The sequence below is a fragment of the Alteromonas ponticola genome, from assembly GCF_012911815.1.
Lineage (GTDB): Bacteria > Pseudomonadota > Gammaproteobacteria > Enterobacterales > Alteromonadaceae > Alteromonas > Alteromonas ponticola.
Window position 1 is genome coordinate 293,538 of the sequence record NZ_JAATNW010000006.1, and the last position, 24,314, is coordinate 317,851.

General features: G+C 44.3%; 19 protein-coding genes. 12 read left to right on the forward strand and 7 right to left on the reverse strand.

Going from position 1 to position 24,314, the window contains the following annotated elements; genetic code table 11:
* Positions 1–250 precede the first annotated feature (250 nt).
* The 4 genes from HCJ96_RS12580 to HCJ96_RS12595 all read left to right on the forward strand — a co-directional run bounded on the left by HCJ96_RS12580 (position 251) and on the right by HCJ96_RS12595 (position 3,460).
* Complete coding sequence (locus tag HCJ96_RS12580) at positions 251–736, forward strand: hypothetical protein (RefSeq protein ID WP_169211412.1); 486 nt, start codon at positions 251–253, stop codon at positions 734–736.
* A 225-nt stretch (positions 737–961) separates the two neighbouring features.
* Positions 962–1,855 carry a hypothetical protein gene (locus tag HCJ96_RS12585; protein ID WP_169211413.1) on the forward strand — a complete coding sequence of 298 codons (894 nt, stop codon included), beginning with the start codon at positions 962–964 and terminating at the stop codon, positions 1,853–1,855.
* Between the two features lie 761 nt (positions 1,856–2,616).
* The gene (locus HCJ96_RS12590; protein WP_246261361.1) at positions 2,617–3,081 is read left to right on the forward strand and encodes a hypothetical protein; all 465 of its coding nucleotides are present in this window, start codon (positions 2,617–2,619) and stop codon (positions 3,079–3,081) included.
* Between the two features lie 10 nt (positions 3,082–3,091).
* Entirely contained in the window at positions 3,092–3,460 is a 369-nt protein-coding gene (locus tag HCJ96_RS12595) for a YidH family protein (RefSeq protein WP_169211415.1), read from the forward strand.
* 67 nt (positions 3,461–3,527) lie between these two features.
* On the opposite strand, the gene HCJ96_RS12600 is transcribed toward HCJ96_RS12595, so the two are convergent.
* The 3 genes from HCJ96_RS12600 to HCJ96_RS12610 all read right to left on the reverse strand — a co-directional run bounded on the left by HCJ96_RS12600 (position 3,528) and on the right by HCJ96_RS12610 (position 5,365).
* On the reverse strand, positions 3,528–3,704 hold the full coding sequence (locus HCJ96_RS12600) for a hypothetical protein (RefSeq protein ID WP_169211416.1): 177 nt from the start codon (positions 3,702–3,704) through the stop codon (positions 3,528–3,530).
* 58 nt (positions 3,705–3,762) lie between these two features.
* Entirely contained in the window at positions 3,763–4,947 is a 1,185-nt protein-coding gene (locus HCJ96_RS12605; protein WP_169211417.1) for an MFS transporter, read from the reverse strand.
* Positions 4,948–5,080: 133 nt separating this feature from the next.
* Positions 5,081–5,365 (reverse strand): BON domain-containing protein, encoded by a 285-nt coding sequence (locus HCJ96_RS12610; protein WP_169211418.1) that lies wholly within the window; start codon positions 5,363–5,365, stop codon positions 5,081–5,083.
* A gap of 619 nt (positions 5,366–5,984) precedes the next feature.
* Here HCJ96_RS12610 and HCJ96_RS12615 point away from each other — a divergent pair.
* Positions 5,985–7,301 carry a methyl-accepting chemotaxis protein gene (locus HCJ96_RS12615; RefSeq protein ID WP_169211419.1) on the forward strand — a complete coding sequence of 439 codons (1,317 nt, stop codon included), beginning with the start codon at positions 5,985–5,987 and terminating at the stop codon, positions 7,299–7,301.
* Positions 7,302–7,327: 26 nt separating this feature from the next.
* Here HCJ96_RS12615 and HCJ96_RS12620 read toward each other — a convergent pair whose 3' ends face one another.
* On the reverse strand, positions 7,328–8,131 hold the full coding sequence (locus HCJ96_RS12620; RefSeq protein ID WP_246261363.1) for a sulfite exporter TauE/SafE family protein: 804 nt from the start codon (positions 8,129–8,131) through the stop codon (positions 7,328–7,330).
* Positions 8,132–8,288: 157 nt separating this feature from the next.
* On the opposite strand from HCJ96_RS12620, the gene HCJ96_RS12625 reads away from it, so the two are divergent.
* Both HCJ96_RS12625 and HCJ96_RS12630 read left to right on the forward strand, forming a co-directional pair.
* Positions 8,289–9,230, forward strand: a complete 942-nt coding sequence (locus HCJ96_RS12625; protein ID WP_169211420.1) for a hypothetical protein — start codon at positions 8,289–8,291, stop codon at positions 9,228–9,230.
* Between the two features lie 159 nt (positions 9,231–9,389).
* Positions 9,390–10,253, forward strand: coding sequence for a cation diffusion facilitator family transporter (locus HCJ96_RS12630; protein ID WP_169211534.1), 864 nt, complete (start codon positions 9,390–9,392; stop codon positions 10,251–10,253).
* 22 nt (positions 10,254–10,275) lie between these two features.
* Here HCJ96_RS12630 and HCJ96_RS12635 read toward each other — a convergent pair whose 3' ends face one another.
* Both HCJ96_RS12635 and HCJ96_RS12640 read right to left on the reverse strand, forming a co-directional pair.
* Positions 10,276–12,798: a glycoside hydrolase family 3 protein gene (locus HCJ96_RS12635; protein ID WP_169211421.1), complete on the reverse strand. Its 2,523-nt coding sequence runs from the start codon at positions 12,796–12,798 to the stop codon at positions 10,276–10,278.
* On the reverse strand, positions 12,795–14,039 hold the full coding sequence (locus HCJ96_RS12640) for a sugar MFS transporter (protein WP_169211422.1): 1,245 nt from the start codon (positions 14,037–14,039) through the stop codon (positions 12,795–12,797). Before HCJ96_RS12640 ends, HCJ96_RS12635 begins: the two co-directional genes overlap by 4 nt.
* A gap of 427 nt (positions 14,040–14,466) precedes the next feature.
* On the opposite strand from HCJ96_RS12640, the gene HCJ96_RS12645 reads away from it, so the two are divergent.
* From HCJ96_RS12645 to HCJ96_RS12660, 4 genes are all read left to right on the forward strand, one after another.
* On the forward strand, positions 14,467–15,804 hold the full coding sequence (locus HCJ96_RS12645; RefSeq protein WP_169211423.1) for a GH1 family beta-glucosidase: 1,338 nt from the start codon (positions 14,467–14,469) through the stop codon (positions 15,802–15,804).
* A 22-nt stretch (positions 15,805–15,826) separates the two neighbouring features.
* Entirely contained in the window at positions 15,827–17,155 is a 1,329-nt protein-coding gene (locus HCJ96_RS12650; protein ID WP_169211424.1) for a glycoside-pentoside-hexuronide (GPH):cation symporter, read from the forward strand.
* 45 nt (positions 17,156–17,200) lie between these two features.
* Positions 17,201–18,208, forward strand: coding sequence for a LacI family DNA-binding transcriptional regulator (locus tag HCJ96_RS12655; protein WP_169211425.1), 1,008 nt, complete (start codon positions 17,201–17,203; stop codon positions 18,206–18,208).
* A gap of 97 nt (positions 18,209–18,305) precedes the next feature.
* On the forward strand, positions 18,306–19,394 hold the full coding sequence (locus HCJ96_RS12660; protein ID WP_169211426.1) for a methyl-accepting chemotaxis protein: 1,089 nt from the start codon (positions 18,306–18,308) through the stop codon (positions 19,392–19,394).
* A 177-nt stretch (positions 19,395–19,571) separates the two neighbouring features.
* Here HCJ96_RS12660 and HCJ96_RS12665 read toward each other — a convergent pair whose 3' ends face one another.
* Positions 19,572–19,859: a YebG family protein gene (locus HCJ96_RS12665; RefSeq protein WP_169211427.1), complete on the reverse strand. Its 288-nt coding sequence runs from the start codon at positions 19,857–19,859 to the stop codon at positions 19,572–19,574.
* Between the two features lie 419 nt (positions 19,860–20,278).
* Between HCJ96_RS12665 and HCJ96_RS12670 the strand changes: the two genes are divergently transcribed.
* Positions 20,279–24,277: an ATP-binding protein gene (locus HCJ96_RS12670; RefSeq protein WP_169211428.1), complete on the forward strand. Its 3,999-nt coding sequence runs from the start codon at positions 20,279–20,281 to the stop codon at positions 24,275–24,277.
* Positions 24,278–24,314: the final 37 nt, after the last annotated feature.

Genomic DNA, 24,314 nt, shown 5'->3' on the forward strand with positions numbered 1-24,314 from the left:
GTTTATACTTTTTCGCAATGGGTGAACACGGTGTACGGCATAAATGTAAATGAGACTACGTGATGAAGTGGATGATTGAATACATGAGCGGTGTAAAACAAGTGCTTAGCTGCGGTCAATCCGACATAGGTTGACGCATGGCCGACGCATTTGGCATCATGTGATTGAAAATAAAGATTTTCAGTAAAATAAGTAAACAAATAAAAGAAGAAATACTTAGTAAATAAATAAAACAGACAAAGAACCTGCAATGAAAGTAAGCTTTACCTTATTGTTGACTGTATCGGTTTTTTTAGCAGGATGCTCGCCGCAGCCAAGCTACGACTTTATGGTCGACAACTTCAACGATAATAAGCCAACTTTTTCGATGATCGCTACCATTGCGTGCGAAATAGGAGAAAAATCCGACTTACCTTCTTATGCGATAAGTGGGAACACCGAAGAAGAACAAACGCTATTAGAGCTGGCTGATCGCGTTAATGTTAAAGTGATTAGTTATCAAAGAATCAATAATCGCTGTCAATTGTCTATGCCAGTATGGAATGGGGAGCAAGATGATCGGCAACAACAGTTTGCTTACCGTTACAATATTCGCAAACCCATGCCGTATAACGCTGCTATTCATCGCTTTGAGCAGATTGATGAAAGCGTGATTAACGACAAGTTCCCATCTAAGGCAGTGCTGTTTGATATGAAATTATCTAAGCGCTGGTTTTTCTCTCTAATTTATAGATAGTTATCAGTTGAACTTTGGTCATCTTGACCACCTCATTACAAAGTTGAGGATTGCGAGCAATGCCAACTATCGCCAGCAGGGCTGTCGCGCTTCATTCCACCCAGCCCAGCTGTGGGAAAATAGCCAGCCTCTATTTCTGCAGTGGGATAATTTTTTTGTTTGCGTTACGGATAGGGCAACGGGTAAAGTGGCGAACATGAAAGTACAAGATGTAGGTAGCTGTTTATGAAGACGCTAGCTTTTGTCATTTTTCTTATGAGCTGCAGCACATTTTCACTGGCTGCGACGGAAGACGCTAAAACCCGCGTTTATTATGGTATGGAAAGCTTTCTTAGGGATGTCGCAAACCCCGCCGACCAAAATGCGTTACCCAAAACGTATCGTCTGTTACTGCCTAAAATTGAGCTTCCCATCGAATTTGTTTATGCCCCCTTCAAACGCATACTCCGGCATTTAGTGGATGACGAACCCGCATGTCATTATTACGCGCTGGAAAATGGTGAGCGTAAAAATCAGTTTCTGTTTTCATTACCCATGACATTTCTTCCCTCTCCGCGCGTTTATACGCGGGTGCCTGTTGACCAAAGAATGTTAAATGAGCGCGGCGAAATTAAGTCACTGACCAATACCGTGCAAGCACAGCCGGGGGGGGTAATTTTGCTCACCGAAAGTATTTCCTACGGCGATGAGCTGGACGCTTTTATTGAGCAGATACCAGCTCGAAACATTGTTTGGCGAGCAAGCGGCGACAGACACAACAAGGTATCCGAAATGTTCTTCAAAGACCGCACACAAATGGCCCTGGTTTACCCGCAGGAGGCGCAACAATATCTGGCAAGTCAGCAGGAGGATGAAAAACCGTTTTTCTCATATGGTATTGAAGGGGTGCCCGCTATTATGGGTGGCAAACTAATGTGCAACAAATTTACTCAAAATGATGCTTTTCTGAAGGCATTTAACCAGGGAATATTAGCGCTGTACGAGGATAAGGATTATATTGCGACCCAACAGCGACATACCCCGGATGAACTGCGTCAATCATTACACGAAGCAATAATGCATGCGAAAACCTCGTTTGAGCAAAACCAAACGTTGTCCTCCGCTGCAGTAGGTGACTGAATTGGTCATGCAATGGCGCGCTACAATCAGATAGGCACGTCATCAGCTGAATTAACAAATCACACCTGACATGAATCTGAACGACGAATCAGAGTGAATCCTTATCGCTGTTTTAATCGCTTGCAGATGATTCAGACAAAAGTAAAATATTCCCGGCAGTGTGAAAATAAATGGCTGACAAAAAAATAGCAAACAAAAAAATCTATTAAAATCAGCTTGTTGCGCATTCATCTCATTGGCCCGCTACTTGCAAAACTCTCTTTAACCATAAGTAGATGTTTAGAATCAGGAAGTGATCAATGGAGAGTATCGTCGCGCTAGCAGTGGTGTTGGAATGTTATTTTTTTGCCAGACGCTACATAAAGCAGCCAGTGCAGGTGAAAAATGGAAGCAATCAAGTCTTTGGTTAACTTTATGATTAAGATGAGTCAACCATGGGTGTCTACCCCATGTATCTGTGTTTTTCAAAACGCTACCTAGCAACTTAATTAATGGTTGGGACTAGCGCGGCTCTCCGTGGAAAAAATCTGCTAATCTTGGCTGAGAAAACGCAAGCCACTTCAAGAGCGTTTCATTAACCTACTTAGCCCCCCCTTTTTACAGACATCAAAATTACCCCTTCAATCGGTGTTTTTTGCACGATTGAATTAGATCAAAAATGCGCTACGATCCACCCTGTTATCCAGCGAAGTATCTATTTACTTAATAACTACGTATTGATGAGTGGAAACTTCTCGAAAAACTTGAACAAAGGTTTCAGGATGAAAGAAATAGCGCTTGTAGCAACTTTTTTTTGCACGATGACAGCAGGTGCGACTGAGTCGTTCAATGCCAGTGCTTACTTCGAAAACGCCATATCTAAAACCAAACGGCCTGCTCATAATTTTATCGAACTGTATCTACATCAACATGATTTTAAAAATGCACATGAGTTGCTATGTGAAGATATAGCCGATAAAACGCCGGTTTCTTCACTTAAAACAGTGTATACCCAATTGGAAGAGCTTACCGACGTCAGTCAGTTCTCCGAAATTAAAATTGTTGATGCCTACGTTCAACTGACAAAAGTTGAGCCGGAAGGCTTGGTTAACTACGTGGTGGTATTGACCCACGAAGACGATGAAAAAATATCAGGCTCTATCACACTAAGAGCCACATCCGGTTGTCTTTGGGGCTGGCGATTTGAACCGATGAAAATCAAGCAATTCCAGTTTAAGAACGACTAATGGGGGAGCAATGGGCTATCTACAGGACCCAAGAGTTTTATTTGCGGCAGAACGCACCCTGCTAGCCTGGAATCGGACCAGTTTAGGTTTGATTGCATTTGGTTTTATCTTAGAGCGTGCGGGCTTACTGGTTAGATTGTTGCAACAGAATATTGACGAATCTCTGGTCACACCCGCGTTTGTATTAGGTATTGCCTTTATTTTATTGGGCGGCGCATGTGCATTGGTTTCATCGTATCAGTTTGCGCAGGTGCTAAAAACATTAAATGAAGATGAGATACCTTCTGGCTACCAGACTCGTTGGGGCATGATGGTCAATATAATGCTTGCAATACTTAGCCTGGCGTTAACCATGCTGCTATATTCCCTGCATTTTTGAGCTTAAACAGGTTGTCGCAAATATAGAGCCGGTAGCGTCTGGGTGTGTTTGCTTACGTTACCTTTTATTAAAATATCTCTAAATACATTGCACTAGCGGGGCTTAGAACGTCTTGCATGTAATTAGTGCCTAACGCATGAGCCTGCTCGCTTAACATGGCCAGACAGCAGATTAAAATACACAAAATGGGCAGCATAATGCATTGACGAAAATCGATGGATAGAGGCTGTTTTTTCTGTCGCATGACAATACCAGAATTTTGGGGCGCTTTGTTAGTAAGTCGCAAAACCACGCTAAAAAGTTTACTTGTGCGGACGCAGCTTTATGAACGCCAGCGTGAAAATGACAAGGATTAGCAAACACGCGAACAAAAACGGATAACGATGATCGTAGCTGTATAAAAGCGCTGAAATGGGAGGGCCTGCAATATAACCCAGCGCGGGTGTGGAGGTGATGAGCCCGGTAACTTTCGCCTGCTTATCAGGGTCGCACCGGCTTGAAGCGATTGCAGCAATTGATGGATAGGCCATTCCTAATCCGCTCCCGAGTAATACCATAGCAACATAAAGTACTATTGTATTCTGGTGAAGGAAGCAGAGTAGGTAAGCAACTGCGAGTAATAGCAGAGCGAGCTGTATTAATTTTTCCGGCCGAATTCGGACCCGTTGAATAATGCCAATTTGAGCCGCAAAAGAGCTGGCCGCGCTTATCATCATAGCAATGCCCACCGACTGAGCGGCTGCAATGGTTGATTCGCCATATTCGTCCATAAAGAAGAACCCCAGCGTTTGTTGCAGCATCGCCATCGAGCAAAAAACGCAGGCGGAAAATACCACCAACATTGCGGTAATTGGTTTAACTGTAACGTAACTATGCTCACTTGGTTGCTCAGCAGTGGTTTGTTCGACTGTGCTGATTTGCTTAGGCAGGTAACGCTTTACGACAAAGAACGCCAACACGGTCAAAACAATAACGCTGTAGAGTGGAGTAAGAATACCGAATCCCACTAATGCTCCGGCGAAAGTAGGACCCAACACCTGACCTAAATTATTTGCCGAGGTTACCTTACTGATGGCTTTAACTCGGTCTGTATGTGCGCTGTTCGTAATGGCATAACCGATTGCAGAAGGGGGCGTAGCCGACATAATGCTTGATTGCAGCGTTCGCGAAATTAGTAGTGCCAGGAACAGACCGACCCCACTGAGAATAGAGTGGATCCCCAAATACCACATGGAGGCAAACAATAAAGTGCCGATACTATAGCCGGACAACCCTATCATTAAGGTGCGACGATATCCTTTGCGTCTGGCTACGCGGCTCCACAAATTAGTTCCGATCGCGAACATGACCGCAGAGCTGGACATGATAATGGCGACTTGAATTTCACTTAAACCCGCCTCTCGTCCCAGCGAGGGCAGCGTAGTGATAACGACACTTTGTCCAATCGCGGTGGTAAAAAGCGCTAAAAACAATACGCTGAAAATCATCGAATAATACTAAGGTTATGCGCGCCCAAGAAGAGTACCCATACTAACACATTAATTTGCCCCAAAAAAAAGCACCCGCCAAATGACGGGTGAAAATCAGAGGTATTGTTAGGTCCTGAAGACCTAGGGGAGATTAACTGCCTTCCGACAGTTCACTTGTTACGTCATTGACGTCATCAGTGTTCTTCGCAATGGCCATGGCCAAATCCTGTTCGCGATAGGATTTCACCTTGCCGTAATGAGTAACAGTCCTTTGTTCAACATGGACATCTATGTCGACACCAGTAGTGCTTGACTCAAGTAATAAACCCGACTTAATCGCGATTATTACTTTTGCTTCCTGCAAGCTGTTGGCGAACGTATATCCATTTCTGTCAACATTGTACGGTGCTGCAACGGCTGGTCTGTTTACGACCAATTTGACTCCCTTAAGCGCTTTGACTGTTCCCTTGCCCGCGCTTTGTCGACCTCAATGTCAACGTCGTAGGTTAATCTAACCTTGTCCTCTGTGACGTCCATGTAATTGTCAAACTATTCATTTTTCCATCAAGCAAAAAAGTTGGCTCAGCTTTGCAATCAATCCGTGCATCCTTGACTGATACTTTCCAAAATCCGTGGTATCAGCTAAACAAAACTAAGAGGGCATAGTAAGGAAGTAATGAAGTTCAGGATATACCTAAGCGTTTCACACTTGCTCTTTTGCTCGTTGCCGTCGATTCTTACTATGCGACAACTGTGCCACTATTCTTATTGCTATATGACTAAGCCTATCACTTTGAAAATACGGAGTTTTTACGTTTTTTCAATATTGGCCATAAATATCATTGAACCTCGCTGTGTAGTTTTTTCACATCACGCTGTCGTTTCTTTCATACACTAAGTTATCGAGGACGAGGACGGAGGAACTTGCAGCATTCCATTTTAAATGGCGACAATTTAAGCGGTTCAGTATTTTGACAGATTCGTTAGCATTTTTTTAAATCAGTGATACTTTTTACTAATAGTCTTTTAAAAAACATCATCTAACAGGTTGATAAATGTTTAATCAACATCTAAAAGCTGAAATTCAGGAATTGAAAGATGAGCTGTATAGCTTACGGCAGGTAAGGGATAGCCTTGAAGAAGAAATGCTGTTTGTTACATTAAATGCAGATGGCAGCATTCGTTCGGTAAATCGCGAGTTCGAAAATGACATGAATTTCAACGAAAGGGAACTGATTGGTAAACCGATCCTTCAACTTGTTCCTTCTATTGCGCGCAACACGCCACACTACAATCGATTCGAAGAGGCGCTGAAGTCAGCAAAGCATTACGTGGGAGTGTTTGAATGTACGCGTGGTAATGATGAAGAAGCGTGGTTAAGGGTAATTTTACAGCCTGTAATGTCACAACAGGGCGAGCTAAAGCACTTCACACTGCACGGTAATGACCTCACTCGCACAATTACTACATCGCGAGAGTATGAAAATTTAATTCAAGCCTTACAACGTTCAACCGCTGTAATTGAATTTGATTTAGAGGGCAATATAGATACCGCAAATACTCCCTTTTTAAATGTTATGGGTTACTCGCTGAAGGACATCAAGGGCAAGCATCATAAAATGTTCTGCACCGCAGAAGAAGCCAGTTCGCCAGAATATGACCGATTCTGGCAGCGGTTACGCCACGGTGAATCAATCAGTGGTCGGTTCAAACGCATTGATAGCCGCGGTAATCCGGTATGGTTGGAGGCAAGCTACAATCCCGTGCATGATCAACATGATGTACTGTACAAAGTCGTTAAGCTGGCAACTGTAGTGACCACACAAGTAGAACGTGAAGAGACCATTAATGAAGCGGCAGATATTGCATTTGAAACATCTAATAAAACTGAAGCAGCCGCCAGTCGTGGTAGTGCGGTGGTGAAAGAAACTGTGCAGGTAATGAATTCACTAGCCGATCAAATGGTTAAAGCAAGTCAGGGTATTAATGACCTGGACACACAGTCGCAGCAAATTGCGACAATTATAGAAAGCATCAGCAGCATCGCCGAACAAACTAATCTTCTGGCTTTGAACGCAGCAATCGAAGCGGCGCGTGCCGGAGATCAGGGACGTGGTTTTGCGGTGGTGGCAGATGAAGTGAGACAGCTTGCTTCTCGGACGACCGCCGCGACGGAAGAGATTGTTGGCGTTGTACAGCGCAATCAGTCACTGGCAGCTGATGCTGTAAGTCTGGTTGACAGCGGCAAGCAGCAGGCAGAAAAAGGTCTGGAATTAGCCAAAAATGCCGGACAGGTTATTGAAGAAATTCGTCAGGGCGCTCGGCAGGTAGTCGATGCGGTGAGTCAGGTCACCAATAAACTTGAAAAATGATCCGCTTAACTAAACCAGCGATAGCATCAAATCAGTTCTACAACTGCCTTTACCAGCAGGTGAAGCGCCAGCAACGTCACTATCGTGCTATACAGAACGGTGAACAGTTCTGTTGAGAATTTTTCCAGTGCATTTAAACCGACACTCGTTCCGATAAATCCGCTGATAATCATCAAAACGGCTAAAGGAAGCCAGTCAACAAAATAAATGCCTGCTACTAGAAAGACAACTAACTTCAACGTATTTTGTAAGCTCATACAGGATGCAAACGTTGCTGTATGCGCCATTTTTCCCATTTTGTTCTGGTGTAAAAAAGCTGCCAGCAGTGGCCCCGTAGCGCCGACGAAAGTAGATAACATGGTTGTGACAACACCTACTGCAAACATTCCTGTAGCCGATACCTGGTGTGGTCTGGGTTTAAACCCCCATAACAGATACAAAATAAATAGACCAACGCTTAACTGGATCCACTGCAATGGTAGCTGAATCAGAATAAAAGATACTGCCACCGCCCCCAGCACAGCACCGAAGCCAAACGAGTTAAACGTTGTCTTGTCCAGGTGTAAATGCGTTTTACATGCTCTGTAACCGTTCGAGCCAAGTTGAACCAGGCCATGAACAGGTATTAAAACCTCAATCGGTACATAATGCGCCATGATGGCGAGCAGCAGGACCCCGCCACCGATGCCAAATGCGGCGGTCACAAATGATGTAATCGCCGAGGCGAGGATTAATATAAAAAGAACGACAGCAGAAACTTGACCTGCGCCCAACCAATCAATGAGTACGACCAAAGGAGCTCCTTTTGCATGTGTACGCGCTAAGATCAACTATATAAAAACTTGCCATCCCAGTTTTAAGAATCATACTAAGAATATACGTAAGGGTTATTTAGTTTTACCCATAATATTATTAAAACAACATCTGCAGTTAAGCTTACGATTAAATATTACGTAATTTTATAGATGAATTGCATGCGACGTAACCATGACTGTAAAGACTGTAAAACGCTATTTTTGCCCAGACTGCACGCATCAGTTTTCAGCCAACACTGACCATGATCATACAGTGATCATTAGTTGTCCGAAATGTAAGTCGCTTTGCCCAAAGCGTTGTCTGGAAACAAGTGCAATCAATAAAGTGGTAAATCAGCGGAAAAGCTGGCCATTGATTGTAACCCGCGTGGTTGCTTTTGAGGGTAAGCAGGGCTTTGAGGCGGCGAAAAAAGCCTGTCCTAACCAGCCCTTCTTTACTTATCCCGCATCTCATTACTTTGATACTAAGAATCCCGTAATATCTGGCGAGGTATGGTTGGAGAGCAGCATGCCCCTGTATAAAAACTGGGAAGTGGCTCATGATAGCCCAACCAATGCAGGAGAGAGACTGCAAGATTTCGTAGTGGTCCACAAACATCATCACTCAGACAATATTTTGTACGGCTACTATCTTGTGATCACCGATGAAATGCGGACATTTAAGGCAAATACGTATGTGTGTGGAGAATGTTACAGTGCGGCTAATAAGAACGATCGTTTCTGTAAAAAATGTTTAAAAAAACATACGCTCACCTACGCTCAATTGCAGAATACTAAATTGCTGCCGGTTAATCAGTCACTCAGTCGTTCTCGATTGACTAAACAGGAGTTTAGAGAAGCGTTAGATTTGTATGTAGATACTCACGTTAAATTGCCTCAGAAAGAGCAGAAAAAGAGAATGGAACAGCTGGTGGCCAAAAGAAATACAGTCAGCGATGTGGAGTTCAAAGGCTTTAGATGGTTGCTTAACGAGGGTATCAATACCGAGATTTTTGTTTTTGAAGAAAACGAAAATCGATTTGTGGTGGGCCATCAAACACCCAGAATCCCTGAAATTCTAAACCATATTCAAGAAAAATTGGAAGCGTTTCCCTACCCACACGTTATCAGGTGACGCGGCTTTAGTTACGCAAACCAGATTTACGCTTTCATTGTAAAGCGGTGCATGCTATTACATACGCCAGTCATTTTTTCTGCTTTGATGTGAAAGAAGATAGCCGTGCACCAACACCACCATCACCACCATCACCACGACCACACGGACACCTCTCGCATGGGGTTTGCCTTTTGGTTAAATTTCGTTTTTACCATAGTTGAATTTGTGGGAGGGCTGCTAACCAACAGCGTGGCTATCATGGCTGATGCGGTGCATGATTTAGGGGATACCTTGTCCATTGGTATGGCCTGGATATTAGCTAAATTGGGAAAACAACAAGCGGACGACACCTTCACTTATGGTTTCAAACGGCTTAGTCTGCTCGGTGCATTGATTAACGGCGTAATATTGGTCGGGGGCTCCATTTGGGTATTGACCGAATCCATACCGCGCCTGCTTAGTCCTGAAATGCCGGTTACCGAGGGCATGATGGCGCTGGCATTGCTTGGTGTGATAGTAAACGGCGTGGCGGCGTTCAAACTGCATGGCGGACACACGCTAAACGAGAAGGTTCTTAACTGGCACTTGCTTGAAGATATGTTTGGTTGGGTTGCCGTGCTGATAGTGGCAATTGTGTTACACTTTTTTCCTTTTCCTATCCTCGATCCTATTTTGAGTATCGGTTTCACATTGTTTATTTTGTTTAACGTAGTTCGGCACATTCGCCAAACCCTGAAACTTTTTCTTCAGGCTACGCCGGATGATGGGATGCAAAAACAAATTCAACATGAATTGCGGAGTCTTGAGCAGGTAAAAGACATGCATCATTTGCACTTTTGGTCATTAGATGGCGAGCATCACGTATTAACTGCGCACCTGGTTACCCATACCGATTTGCCACCCGCCGCGTTAAAACAGCTTAAACAGTCAGTTGATGCAGCGTTAGCACCTTTTAATCTGGGGCATACTACCATCGAAATTGAAATGCCCGGTGAATCGTGTCGGGACGAGACGCTCAACGGGCATGTCCATCATCACTAGCGAAAGCGCCGCAGCCTGCGATTTATTCGCAAGCCGGCAGCGTCCCGGCGATCTGAGTATAACGCAGATTCGATAAGGTCAATTCACCTGGTTGTGTGCGGTGCAGACTAAAGGCAGATTGCACCGCACCCAGGCTGGTGCCTGTGTCGATAAGGCATTGAACGGGGATGACCACTTCCTGCCATTCCTCGGTGTCTTGTGTAAACGTTGCCAGGTTTACCTCCTCTGCACAACTATTTACACAACTAATGCCTACGCGGGTGCCAGCAATCGCTGAGCCCTTGATATCAAATGCGATAACACTATTAGGTGCGTTGAAGTTTCGCATGTCCTCACTAAAAGGCGTATAAAAACCAACTGTACCCGCATCTTCCCAACGGATCAGAAGTGCATCTTCCTGCACTTTGCGATCGGTTGTGCGCACATTGATATCATTGAGTGACGCAGTATTGCTATTCATAATCCTTGATTCACCGTTTGCACGAATTTCCAGCTGCCACGGTTTTTGCGTTGACAAAACATATACAGGTAGTTCACGCTCTGCCTCATTAGCCTGATTTTCAATTGACTCACTCAGATCATTGGACAGGTTATCTTTATCGTCGTAGCTCAGCCCATAACCAAACGAAAATTGAGGCGTTTTGCCGTCACCATAATTAACTTCATCATGTGATGGGTCTGCAGGCCAGCTGAAGGGCAATTTGCCTGACATCGCAAACTTTACCTCGTCATCGTTACTTTTCAATAAAACATCTGCGACACCTGCGCCCTCACTGCCAGGTAACCACGCAACCACAAACGCGTCACTGGCATTTAGTTCAGGGTTAACCCAGAGCGGACGACCTGTAATAAAAACTGATACAACTGGAATGCCCTGTGACTTAAGTTTCTTGAGCAGCGCAAGGTCAGACTTTTCACCGCGCTGATATTCCAGGTTCGAGATATCTCCATTACCTTCCGCGTAAGGGTTTTCACCGAATACAATCACAGCAACATCGGGTTTTTGCGTAAAGTCACCGTTTTCAGCCAACTCAATTTGGCCTCCGGCGCTTTCAACCTGCGCTTTAAACCCATCAAATATTGAACTCCCCCCTGGGAAATCATCGTTTGTATTACCCGTTCCCTGCCAGGTGATTGTCCAGCCACCTGACTGCTTGCCGATGTTATCTGCAGCGTCTCCGGCCAGGCCAATGCGTAACGCAGGAGACAGTGGCAAAATTCCTTTTTTATTCTTTAACATGACTAACGATTTACGTACTGCCTCACGAGCCAACTGGCGATGTTCATCCGCTCCAATGAGGTTACTTTTGCCTGCTAATACGCGGTTAGCGGGGGAAGGTTGTTCAAATAAACCTGCACGCACTTTGACTCTTAAAATACGGCGAACCGCGTCGTCCAGTCGCGTTTGTGGGATAATCCCCTGTTGAACCTGCTCAATGAGATTGTGGTATAAGGGTTTCCAGGCACTGGTAGGAACCATGTAGATATCCAACCCTGCATTCATTGCCTGCGGACAGTTCTCGTTAGTACATCCTTCAATCTGGCCGTGACCATTCCAGTCGCCCACGACAAACCCGTCGAAACCCATCTTTTCTTTAAGCACTGTGGTAAGTAAGTATTTACTCCCGTGAATCTTCTTGCCGTGCCAACTATTGAAGGACGCCATAACGCTCTGTGCACCGGCAGCCAGGCCGTGAACATAACCCTGAGCATGTATGTCAAAAAGCGCCTGTTCAGTGCTGATGTTGTCACCCTGATCATCGCCGTCCTGAGTACCGCCATCACCGAGAAAATGTTTAACCGTCGAGATGGCATGATATTCGTCGATGACACCATCACGCATATCACCCTGCATGCCTTTCACAATGGCGGCTGCATAGGCGCCCACGATGTCAGGATTTTCAGAATAGCTTTCATAGGTTCTGCCCCATCGGTCGTTGCGAGCAACAGCCACCGTTGGCGCAAAAATCCAGTCAATACCCGTTGCTTTCACTTCTTTAGAGGTAGCTTCTGCAATTTGGGTAATCAGACCGGGGTTATTCATGGCGCCCAACCCGATGTTGTGCGGGAACAATGTTGCACCGACGACATTGTTGTGACCGTGCACCGCATCTGTTCCCCACATAGTAGGAATTGAGCTGCCATCCACTGAATCATCAATTGATGCCTGATACATTTTCTCTGCCAGCGAAACCCAATCTTCGACAGATGCATGTTTGTTATTCTCAGGGAACGCCCCCCCGCCGTTTAAGTATGACCCAAAGCCGTATTGACGCATGTCTTCAATCGTAATGTCACGAATCTCTGGTTGAATGACCTGAGCAACTTTTTGTTTCAGAGTCATATCTTTCAGTAATGCTGAAACCCGCTGCTCGACTTCGTCGTGGTTGGCTGTGGCAAACGAGATGTCCGGCCAAAAATCAGCCGCTTTTTTTTCAGCCGCTACCGCTGCAGAGTCCGTTTTTTCTGCTTCTGAATAACTGCATGCAGAAAGAAATGACGTACATGACAATAGGACGCTGATAGTGATTAGTGTTTTTTTCATGCCGCAACCTCCTGCTTGACGGGTTTGCAGCCTGCTAAGCCATAGTAGGCAATATAAATGTAACAAATGAGGGGTAACAAAAATGAAATTTGCAGGCCGAAACTGTCTGCCAGTACGCCTTGCATTAGCGGTACAATCGCGCCGCCCACAATGGCAAGGCACAACATGCCTGAGCCTTGTGCGGTTTGTTTACCAAGTCCTTTAAGCGCAAGGCTGAAAATAGTGGGAAACATAATGGAATTGCACAAGCCAACCGCCAGAATTGACCACATGGCCAAGTGTCCTGAGCTGTTTACCGAAACGGTAATGAGAACACAGGATAAAAAGCTGTTAAACGCCAGGCACTTGCCGGGATTGACTTTTTGCATGACGACCGCGCCAATGAAGCGTCCAACCATGGCTCCACCCCAATAGTAAGCGATAAAGTTGGCGGCTTGACGTTCACTTAGACTGAGTACCTCTTCAGAAATAAAGTAGTTGACCAGAAAACTTCCTATGGAAACCTCAGCGCCCACGTAAACAAAAATACCAATGACACCCAGCATAAGGTGGCGATGTTTCAGCACGCTACCTGTTATTTCGCCGATTACAATATCTTCAGTATCAGCGGGCTTGGGTAATTGCACCTTAATCATCATCAAGGCCATTACCACCAGAACCAGGGCCAGGCCCAGATACGGGATGATGGTTGAGTTCGCTTCTGCCTGTGCACTTACTTCACCATGGGCGGAAAACAGCAACATCCCGCCGACCAATGGTGCAACTGTGGTGCCTAATGAATTGAAGGCCTGTGTCATCGTCAGTCGGCTGGACGCAGTTTCCGGATCCCCCATTACGGTCACTAATGGATTCGCCGCAACCTGCAAAATTGTAATGCCTGATGCCAATACAAATAACGCCGTTAAAAACATCCAGTATTGGGCAGCCAATGCGGAGGGAATAAACATCAAACAGCCAAGTGCAGCGGTAACTAATCCAATCCCTATACCCTTCTGATAGCCTACGTTATTCACCAGTTTTCCAGCAGGCACGGAAATCAGAAAATAGGCACCAAAAAAGCACGACTGCACCAGCATCGCCTGCGTATAGTTGAGTGAAAAGAGCCCTTTTAAATGAGGGATCAGGATGTCATTGAGTGCAGTTATGAAACCCCACATGAAAAATAATGAGGTAAGCGTGGCAAGTGCAAAGAATGATGTTGTGTGTGTTGGCGATGGCGACACGTAAGCTGAGTTTGTCATGCGGGTTCCCGGTTTCTAGGTATCAAACATTTTTTGTTTAATAAACGTAAATTGTAGTAACAAACATTTCATTAACAAATATCGTGAGTATAAAGTCATTCAAGCAAAATGCAAGCGCTTACATTTTGGTCTCACTTTGCTGCATTGTTACCTGCAATGAGGGAATTAAGTGACTTCAACCTTTGCGCCCCACTTTTTTAGAGCAAACTTTTCCGTACAGTATTTTTTATAAATCAATAGATTGGGGCTTAACGTAATGGCAACGTTATGTGACGTATTGAATCTGTGCGCGAATAATACTTGCAATACCCTGTTAAAACATTGTAAAACTGTAATGAAAGCGCTTACAGTTTCCTTCGCTGAATATCCGGCAGCAAACTTAGCTTTTTCTTTTATGAAATACACTTATCACGATTAAGCCAAATGTATGAGCAACTCTTTAACGTTAAACGCACACTTTCGCAGTAATACCTTCACCTTTGGTGTAGCGACGTCATCTTTTCAGATTGAAGGGGCCGCCGATCGTCGCGAAGAGTCAATCTGGGACCGATTCTGCCAGCAATCCGGAAAAATTCTGGATGGAAGCGACGGCAAAATTGCCTGCGATCATGTCAATCGCTGGCAACAAGACCTGGATATTATCGATAGTTTAAATGTTGATGCATACCGATTTTCCGTTTCATGGCCGCGCATTATCAGACAGGACGGCAGCGTAAACCAGGACGGTGTAGAGTTTTACCTGAACCTGCTAAAGAGATTGAAGTCCAAGGGTATCAAAGCGTACGTTACACTTTATCATTGGGACTTACCGCAATATTTAGAAGACCAGGGAGGCTGGTTAAATCGTGATACTGCTTATGCGTTCGCTTCCTACGCCGAAGTGGTAGTAAAAGCGTTTGGTGAGCTGGTGTATTCATACGCCACATTAAACGAACCATTTTGTAGCGCGTATCTAGGCTACGAAGTTGGTATTCATGCGCCTGGAAAAGCCAAAAAAGAATACGGTAAGAAAGCTATTCACCACCTGTTGCTGGCTCATGGTCTGGGCATGAAGGTACTGCGCCGATTCGCCCCTGAAGCTCACAGCGGAATAGTGCTTAATTTCACCCCATTTTATCCAGCATCAGAAAGCGACCAGGATATTCGCGCTACACAGCTTGCTCACGACCACTTTAATGACTGGTACATCCGGCCGATCCTCGAAGGCCGCTATCCAGCGCTAATCGACCAGATACCGGTCTCTCATCGACCCGACGTAGAACCCGGTGATCTCGATATCATTGCGCAGCCAATTGATTATTTAGGGGTAAATTATTACACCCGTGCACGGGTTAAATGCGATGCTCCTGGCGACCCGGTTCATCTTCCTGCACCTGATGCCAGTGAACAAACTGCGATGGGCTGGGAAGTCTATCCGCAAGGATTGACCGACCTGTTATTACAATTGCACCGCGATTTCAGTCTGCCTCCGGTCATTATTACGGAAAATGGATTGGCCAGCGATGACCACCTGATTGATGGTGAAGTCAATGATCAACAACGCATCCGCTATCTGCAAAATCATATGGATGCAGTTGCCGACGCCATGGACCAAGGCGTAAACATTACCGGCTATTTTGTCTGGAGTTTATTAGATAACTTTGAGTGGGCATTAGGATATGAAAAGCGCTTCGGTATCGTGTATGTTGATTACCAGACTCAACAGCGAACGTTAAAAAACAGTGCGCTTGCGCTGACCAAGAGCCTGTCGAACCGTCGTCAATAAACAGCAGAACGGGAATACCACAATGGTAAGTGCTCGCGAAAAAATCGCATATGGTTTAGGGGATACCGCCAGTAACTTCATATTCCAGACGGTGATGCTGTTTTTAACCTTTTACTATACCGATATTATCGGTTTGCCGCCGGCAGCGGTTGGTACCATGTTTTTGGTAGTGCGGGCGTTTGATGCTATCACCGATCCTCTGATGGGGGCATTGGCCGACAAAACCAATACGCGCTGGGGCTCTTACCGTCCTTATCTGCTATGGCTGGCACTGCCTTTTGCGTTATGTAGTATCCTCGCATTTACCTCTCCCGCACTGCCTGAAGAAGGTAAGATGGCCTATGCGTTCGTCACTTACGCATTGTTAATGTTGATGTATACCGCCATTAATATTCCTTATTCTGCGCTTGGTGGCGTCATGAGTGCAAATCCCACTGAGCGGGTATCTATTCAGTCTTATCGATTCGTATTCGCGATGGTGGGCGGCTTGCTGGTCACCACATTCACGCTACCCTTGGTGGATTTTTTTGGTGAAGGTGATCAGGCGCTGGGATATCAGCGCACGATGATGGCAATGAGCGTACTTGGCATGATCTTGTTCCTGCTCTGTTTCGCCGGAACCAGAGAGCGCGTTAGGCCGACGAATCAGGGCGCAGCATCCATCCGGGAGCAGTTGCAGGCCTTGTGGTATAACGACCAGTGCCGTGTGCTCTGCGTGGTTGCGGTATTATTACTGACCGGTATGGTGTTACGAAATACCTTGGCTATTTATTATGTTAAGTATGTATTGCAGCGCCCGGATGATGTCACCCTGTTTGTGACGGCAGGAATGATAGGCAGCATTATTGGATGCGCACTGGCTAATCCGCTAGCCAAAAAGATGTGCAAAGTCAGGGCTTATATGGTGTTGCAATTAATTAGTGCAGTGATGTGCCTACTTAATTATTTTGTCCCTGCAGACATGTGGCTGGGTGCCCTTGGAATTCATTTTTTGTGGGGTTTGTTTTTGCAAATGGCCACACCTCTGCTGTGGGCAAAAATTGCCGATGTTGTTGACTATGGCGAAAGTAAAACCGGTATACGAATGACCGGAATTACTTACTCGACGGTAGTGTTCTTCATTAAAGTCGGGTTGGCTGTAGGCGGCGCACTGGCCGGGTGGTTGTTAGCCTTTTATGATTATCAGGCAAATGTATTTGAGCCAGACGTTGCAAATGGAATTATTGTTTCGTTCTGTATTTTCCCTGCTTTAGCATCAATAGCAGTTGCGATTATTATGCGGTGGTATACATTAGACAGCCATAAGATGGAATCGGTTCAAGCATCGTTGTCGTTAAGTAAAGCTGGTTAGGCTAACCAGCCTTGATGCATCCGAACGGCGGTATCAGGAAAAAACATGGTAACAATTAAACAAGTCAGTGAAATGGCGGGGGTCTCGTCAGCTACTGTTTCCCGCGTAATTAACAATACTGATACGGTTAAAGAAAAAACCCGCGTAAAGGTAATGGATGCCATGGCGCGACTCGGTTATCGCCACAATGTCCTCGCTGCCTCTCTAGCCTCCAAAAAAACCAATACCATTGGTTACGTAGTGCCAGAATTACATGGTTCGTTTTTCGGCAATATGATGGCGGGGTCGGAAAAGGTACTGCGTAATGCAAACAAACATATGTTTGTAGCGACGGGCCATTCCGATGAAAAATTGGAAATGCGGGAAATTGAGGCATTACTAAGTCGACGATGTGATGCCCTGATCCTGCATGTTGAAGCGATCAGTGATGACTACCTGATACATCTAGCTGAACAAGATGTGCCGCTGGTGATCGTAAATCGCTACATTAAAGAGATTGAAGAAAACTGCATTAGCCTGGACAACGAATTGGGGGGGTATCTGGCAACCCGCCATTTGATTGATTTGGGCCACTCACAAATTGCTTACCTGTCGGGATCGTTATTTAAAGCGGACGGTGTGAACCGCCTCGCTGGTCATAAGCGGGCATTGTCAGAGGCCGGTTTGCGCTTTGACGAAGCGTTGATGTTCGAGGGTGACTTTCAGGCCCAGTCAGGTGATGCCGGGATTAAAGCATTAGCTAAGCAGGAGCGCCAGTATTCAGCGGTTGTCTGTGCTAATGATGAAATGGCGTCGGGTGCCATCAACGCATTGCGTGAACAAAATAAATGTGTCCCGGAAGATGTCTCGGTAATTGGTTTTGATAACGTCGATTTTGCAAGCTATCTCACCCCAGGATTGACCACAATCGATTACCCCATGCGTGAAATAGGGGAAATGGCGGCGCGATGGATCCTAAACCGGGCATATGGTGATCATAAAATGTCACTTACTCATGTTTTAGAGCCGAAACTGGTTCTGCGCGGAACGACTAAACAAGCTGCTGAAAAATAAATGCAAAACATTTGTTAATGCTTCTTACTATTTTGGCCGATATCAGGTTACTATAAATTTCTATGCTTTAATCCTTTGCCTGAATACAGAGGTTCACATGCTCGTACTTAAGTCTACATACGAAGAAAAACTCGAAGAATTACATGCGCTTAAGCGCGAACAGTCCGACTTGCAGAAAAAAGTCAAGCAGCTCGAAGAACAGAATGAAATGCTGGCAGAAGAAAACCAGCAATTGCAGGCAACGACAGGAAAAAGTGGTCACTCGCTGCTGACTGAATCAATGCTTGATGCATTATCTCAGGTTGAAGGCATCCGCGACACCGTGCTCACTGCCTATCAGCATATCGAAAACGAAAGCGATTCAATCGAAAACATCAATGTGCTGTTTTCAGAGTCCTCAACCGCGTTGTCACAAATATTAAAAGACATGGACCAGCTTAGTGGCAAAATGAGCCGCATGAACGAGCGTATCTCTGGTCTTTCAGATACCGCCGACAACATCAATAAATTTGTCAGCACCATTACCAGCATCTCTGATCAAACCAACCTGCTGGCATTGAACGCTGCTATCGAAGCTGCGCGTGCAGGTGATGCAGGTCGCGGTTTTAGCGTGGTTGCAGATGAAGTACGTGCACTAGCCAATGAAACTAACAAGTCAGCCAATGAGGTTGCCGAATTAGTGCAGGGTATTATTCAGTCAACTCGTGCGGCAGTAGGCTCAGTGACCGAGTTACAAACTAATAATACACATTTGGCTGAAGGCGTGGGCAGCTTGAACAAAGCCTACGACCAAATGGTCAGTCACTGCACCAGTATGAAAGACACCATTCATAGAGGTTCACACGAAACCTTTATCCAAACAGTTAAGCTTGATCACGTAGTTTGGAAGTCTGAGGTATACGCAGTTATTCAAGGGCGTAGCAAAAAATCAGCGTCTGACTTTGCTGACTCAGCTTCATCTCGTCTGGCAAAATGGTATAAAGAGTCAATCAGTAAGCCAATTGCCAAATCTGATGCTTTTTCACGTCTCGACCGTCAGCATGCCAACGTGCATACCGCTGGTGTCGCAGCGATGAAAGCCCATAAAGATGGTGATGTGGCACGTCGAGACAAACACCTAAGCGAAATGGAACAGGCCAGTTCGCAAGTTATGTCGTTGTTGGACAGGCTATCGCACGAAGGGTGATTCGCTTCAACCTATATTGAGCCCCTCAAATGCAGGGGCTTTTTAGTATTTGAACCGTTAATCCCATCACAAATTATATTTTTAAAATGAATGCTGGGTAGGCATCTCATTATAAATTTGCTGCCAAAATACCACATGTTGCGCTTACCCTGTTTGGATGTTGCCATCCTTCGTGCATTACCCGTTTGCTTTAAGCTTTACCACTTCAGCCGCATCTTTTTCCAATACGGATTCAGCACTAGCACCCTTTAGCAACTTAGCCACATTATCTTTGTTTTTTGCCAGCATAACTGACAATTCTTCAGTAATCGCATCGTCTAACTTAATGCCCTTTGCTTCAATAAAAGCCGCCAGATTATCTGCCGTGTCTAACATTTTATCAAACTGATCGGCTTCCTTCTTATCCGTCGTCACCAGCTTCTCCACCCCTTTATGCGTTACCACGTATTTAATTGTAATCGCCATGATTCACCTTTTTGATTGGATAGTGTTGAGTTAAGGTAACAGTTTTAACTGTATAAATAAACAGTTGTTTTGCAAAGTTACATAATCTTGGAAATTAAAGGCTGCCAGGCAGCCTATAATCAGTTATTTGTCGACTGGACGTTTCGGTGGCCTTAGTTTTCGTAAGTCGATATAACTGTTTACGGACGGATTATGGCAAATCTGACCATTATCTGTTTCGCGATGGCATCCCCCAACGACTATTTTCAGCTCTACAGAATTTAGATGAATTGGTTGATCGGTAAATCTCCTATTACCTTTCATAAGAATATCCTTATAACATTGATTTAAATAATGTGCTTTGTTATTTATATAAATAACGGAATTGATTTTAAGATTAGGATTTATGCACTCATTCAAGTGTAAGACAAGGATTGTTAATGCTGAGACTAAGAGCTCTGATTTGCAGAATCGTTTTATCTATAGCGCTGTCTGTCTCGTTCGCAATATACGCAAGTCCACTCCAGTTCATTAATCAGTTTGACGGAAACGCTACAGGAGTATTAACGTCAGTAGTAGTGACCGATAATGATTCTATATGGGTAGGTGGAGAGAACGGACTGTTTGGGATTGTAGGTAAACAATCCTCACATTTCTGCGATAAAAAGTCCTCATTGAACAAAAACTATGTGTCAGCAATAGCACAACTTGATAAAGACAAATTACTAATTGCCGTTTACGGAGGAGGTCTTTATGTGTTTGATACAATTGAGCATTCCTTTGAAAAAATTCAGCATGCTCTAAACCACGATCTAGACGCCGTTTGGAAACTCGCAATTTCTGAGGCATATATAGTAGTCTCATCTATTTCAAACGTTTATCTATTAAACACACATACTCTTAAGGTTGAAGCGGATTTTAGGGAGTTAGGAATCAATGTTGGGAATAGAGTTTTTAATGTAGCCTTTCATGCTGATACTGAAACAGTATGGTGGACTGACGAAAAACGAGGGGTCTTTTCATATTCACTGCGTAATGAAAACTGGATCTCTTATTTAAGTAATGAAAATTTTCTTAATAGCAAAAACGTCTCAGCATTACATGTCGAAAAAGAAAAGGCATATGTAGGAACTGAAATTGGACTTTTCGAAGTAGATATCTCATCTGGTTTCACAGCAATGATCAGTGAGAGACCCCCGGTTATTTATGAAAAATATAATCCAATTAAATCGATTAAACGAAGCCCCACTGGTGTGTTGTGGGTTGCTGCAGAACGTCTTTATACGGTTAATTTTGAAGAAGGTAAGTTTGAATCAGCACCACAACTTCACCCATTTTTAGCCAGAGATGAATTGGATACAGTTTTAGACATCGAGTTCGATACTCTCGGCAACCTTATTGCAATTGATACTAGTAAAGGACTTGTAGTTATCCCTCCTCAATCTATTGCTGTTTCATATCTTAATGACAATTTGGACATATTCGATAAACACATCAGTTCGGCAAGGTTCGTTAGTGAAAATCAGCTCGCTTTTCTATCCGAGGGTCAGTTAGGAATTTATGATGTCATTAATAATCGTATAGACTTTAAAATTTTACCCACCAGTGAAGAACTGTTTATCGGAAATATATCTGATAACACGGTTGAATTGGTCGGACGTACTGGAAGTCATCTCAGTGTTGAAATTAGTACTTCTGATGTAAAAACATTTGAAAATGTATTATTGCATAAATCATCTACCATTCTTGAGTTGGAAGTTAATACAGCAGGACAACTAGTGTTTATCGAAGAGGGGGAGGAAAGAGACTACTTAATTGGAGAAAGAGATGGCTCATTAAAGAAATTATTGTCAAATGCATTTTCCACTCTTTTTGTCTCAGATGCGGATACAGTTTTGGCAGCCGCATCTGGGGAAGGGATTTTTGAAATCAGCGATAAAAATGGCATTAAGAAGGTCGGAAAAGACTCAAATTTTGAATTGAGTAGTGTGGTCTTCTTGTTCGAAGACCACGATGGTGAAATTTGGGCGTGTACCTCCGGTGAGGGTGTATATAAGCTAGAAATCGGATCTACAAAATTTAATCGAGTAAATTCGATACCCGCAAATTATATCAGAGCCATTGCGGCTATTAATCAACAGTGGTTATTAGTTACTACCAACATAGGTCTGTTTTTATACGACAAGGTTGATAATCAATCCTTTCAAATAGGCAATGAATTTGGCATACCTGATACCGATTTTGCCTACAAGGGGATCTACACCTCTGATACCCACACCTTGATTGCTGGAGATAATTTAAATTACATCATTGATAATCAAAAACTGATTCAGTCAATAGAACATGCATCGCAGATAAAGCATCATGCGGTAATTACTTCATTTGGAGCCTTCGACGAAGAAAAGAATGTGGTTATTCCCACAGGGAAACGCTTTCATGAGGCACTAAAGTCAGGCAACCCCCTTGAGTTAAAAAACGACGAATTTATGTTTGAAGTTGAAGTCACTGCGGCAAACTTTATGGAACGTGAGCGCCTGCAAGTCGAATATCGTCTCATAGGTCTGAAAGAGCAATGGACCAGGGCCAGTGATTCAACAGCCAAAATCGTTTTTTCGTCCTTACCATTTGGCCATTACATTTTTGAAGCCCGAGTGGTCGATCCGAGAAGCGATGCCATTCAACCCGTCTCCAGTTTAAAATTACGTGTATTGCCTCCTCTCTGGCTCTCACTGGAAGCGGTAATTCTCTATTTAGCGATACTGTGTGTCCTAGCGTTTGTTTTGTTCCGAAGATATCAACAAAAAATCGCTCTGCGTGGCACAGAATTGAGTGGCATGGTAGATGAAAAGCAGACGGCTCTTGCGGATAGCAGTTTATCGATTCGTAAGCTGTTGGAACGTAAACAAGTCATGTTTACCAATATATCGCATGAGTTGCGTACGCCATTGGCGCTCGTGTTAGGCCCACTAAAACAAATTAAGTCCAGGCCAAATGACGCCGAAAACCCGCAACGAATTGATTTAGCGCTGGATAATGTGGGTAAACTTGAAAAACTGGTCGATCACTTATTGGAAATCGAGCAGGTAGAATCGTTATGCGAAAATGACTGTAAGTCGTACGATATTAAAACTGACCTGAGTAAAATAGTAGCTAGCGTGCAGCCGCTGGCCGATCTCAAAGAACAGGAGTTTATTAGCGTAATCAGAGGCAGAGGCCAAATAACATTGACCGCAGACTCGCTGGAAAAAATTTGTCATAACCTTATCTCGAATGCAGTTAAATATACCGACAACAAAGGCAGGGTAAAAGTTGAGGCCAGCTGTCAGGAGTTACATCTGGTTATCAAGGTGTCTGATTCAGGACGCGGTATTCCCGAAGAACAAATTACGCAAATTTTTCATCGTTTTGCACGAGCTGAAAATGACACTGCAGAAACCGGCACGGGAGTGGGCTTAGCATTAGTCAAAGAACTGGTTCTTATTAATCAAGGTTGGATAGATGTAGCAAGTAAAGAAGGTAAAGGCAGTACCTTTACCGTCTACCTTCCGCTGATTGATACATCACTGCTCTTAAGCACGGGAATAAGCCAGCAGGCGCAAAGTCCGATTGTCAACGCACTGCCAGAACCCAACGGTATCGCTAAGAACAAGCCCATTATTCTTCTGGTAGAAGATAATGAGGATATGCGTGCTTACCTGTATTCGCTGTTAAAGCACAGATTTACGTGCTTATTGGCAAGACATGGCATGGATGCGATGAACATTGTCAAAACGATTGACCCTGACCTGGTGATCACCGATTACATGATGCCCGTTATGGATGGTATATCACTTGCCGCAAAGTTGCGTAAACGGGAACATATTTCGCATATTCCCATAATCTTACTTACTGCCAGAGGGGATAGCGAAACTCAGGCAAGAAGTTTAGCCACGCACATTGATCACTGTTTAACCAAGCCTATTGCTGATGATGAGCTCTTGCTACGTATTGAAACCCTGCTGGCGCTTCGAGAGCGCTGTGTTGAAGCGATTCCTCATTTAACCGAGCCGGATAATTTTCAGGATGAATCAATTGATATACCGACCTACGAGTGTGAAAAAGACCAGGCCTTTTACGTTAAATTTATAGCGATAGTAGAAAAGTACTATCAGGAAGAAACCTTCAATCGTGCTCAGGCAGCCAGTGAATTAGCCGTTAGCGAGCGGCAGTTGAACCGCAAACTTGCAGCCTTGTTGGAATATAACTTCACCGAGTATCTGAAAAATTATCGCTTAAATAAGTCAAAAGCGCTTTTACGCAGTGGCGAACAAGTAACCCAAATTGCACTGGAAGTAGGTTTTAACTCTACCAGTTACTTCTCCTCCCGCTTTAAAGAAAAATACGGGATGAGTCCAAGTCAATATCAGGATTCCTACGCAGAAGAGAAAAAGCGCGCATAATAAGCTAGGCTGGATTAAAAACATCAGAGCATTGAAC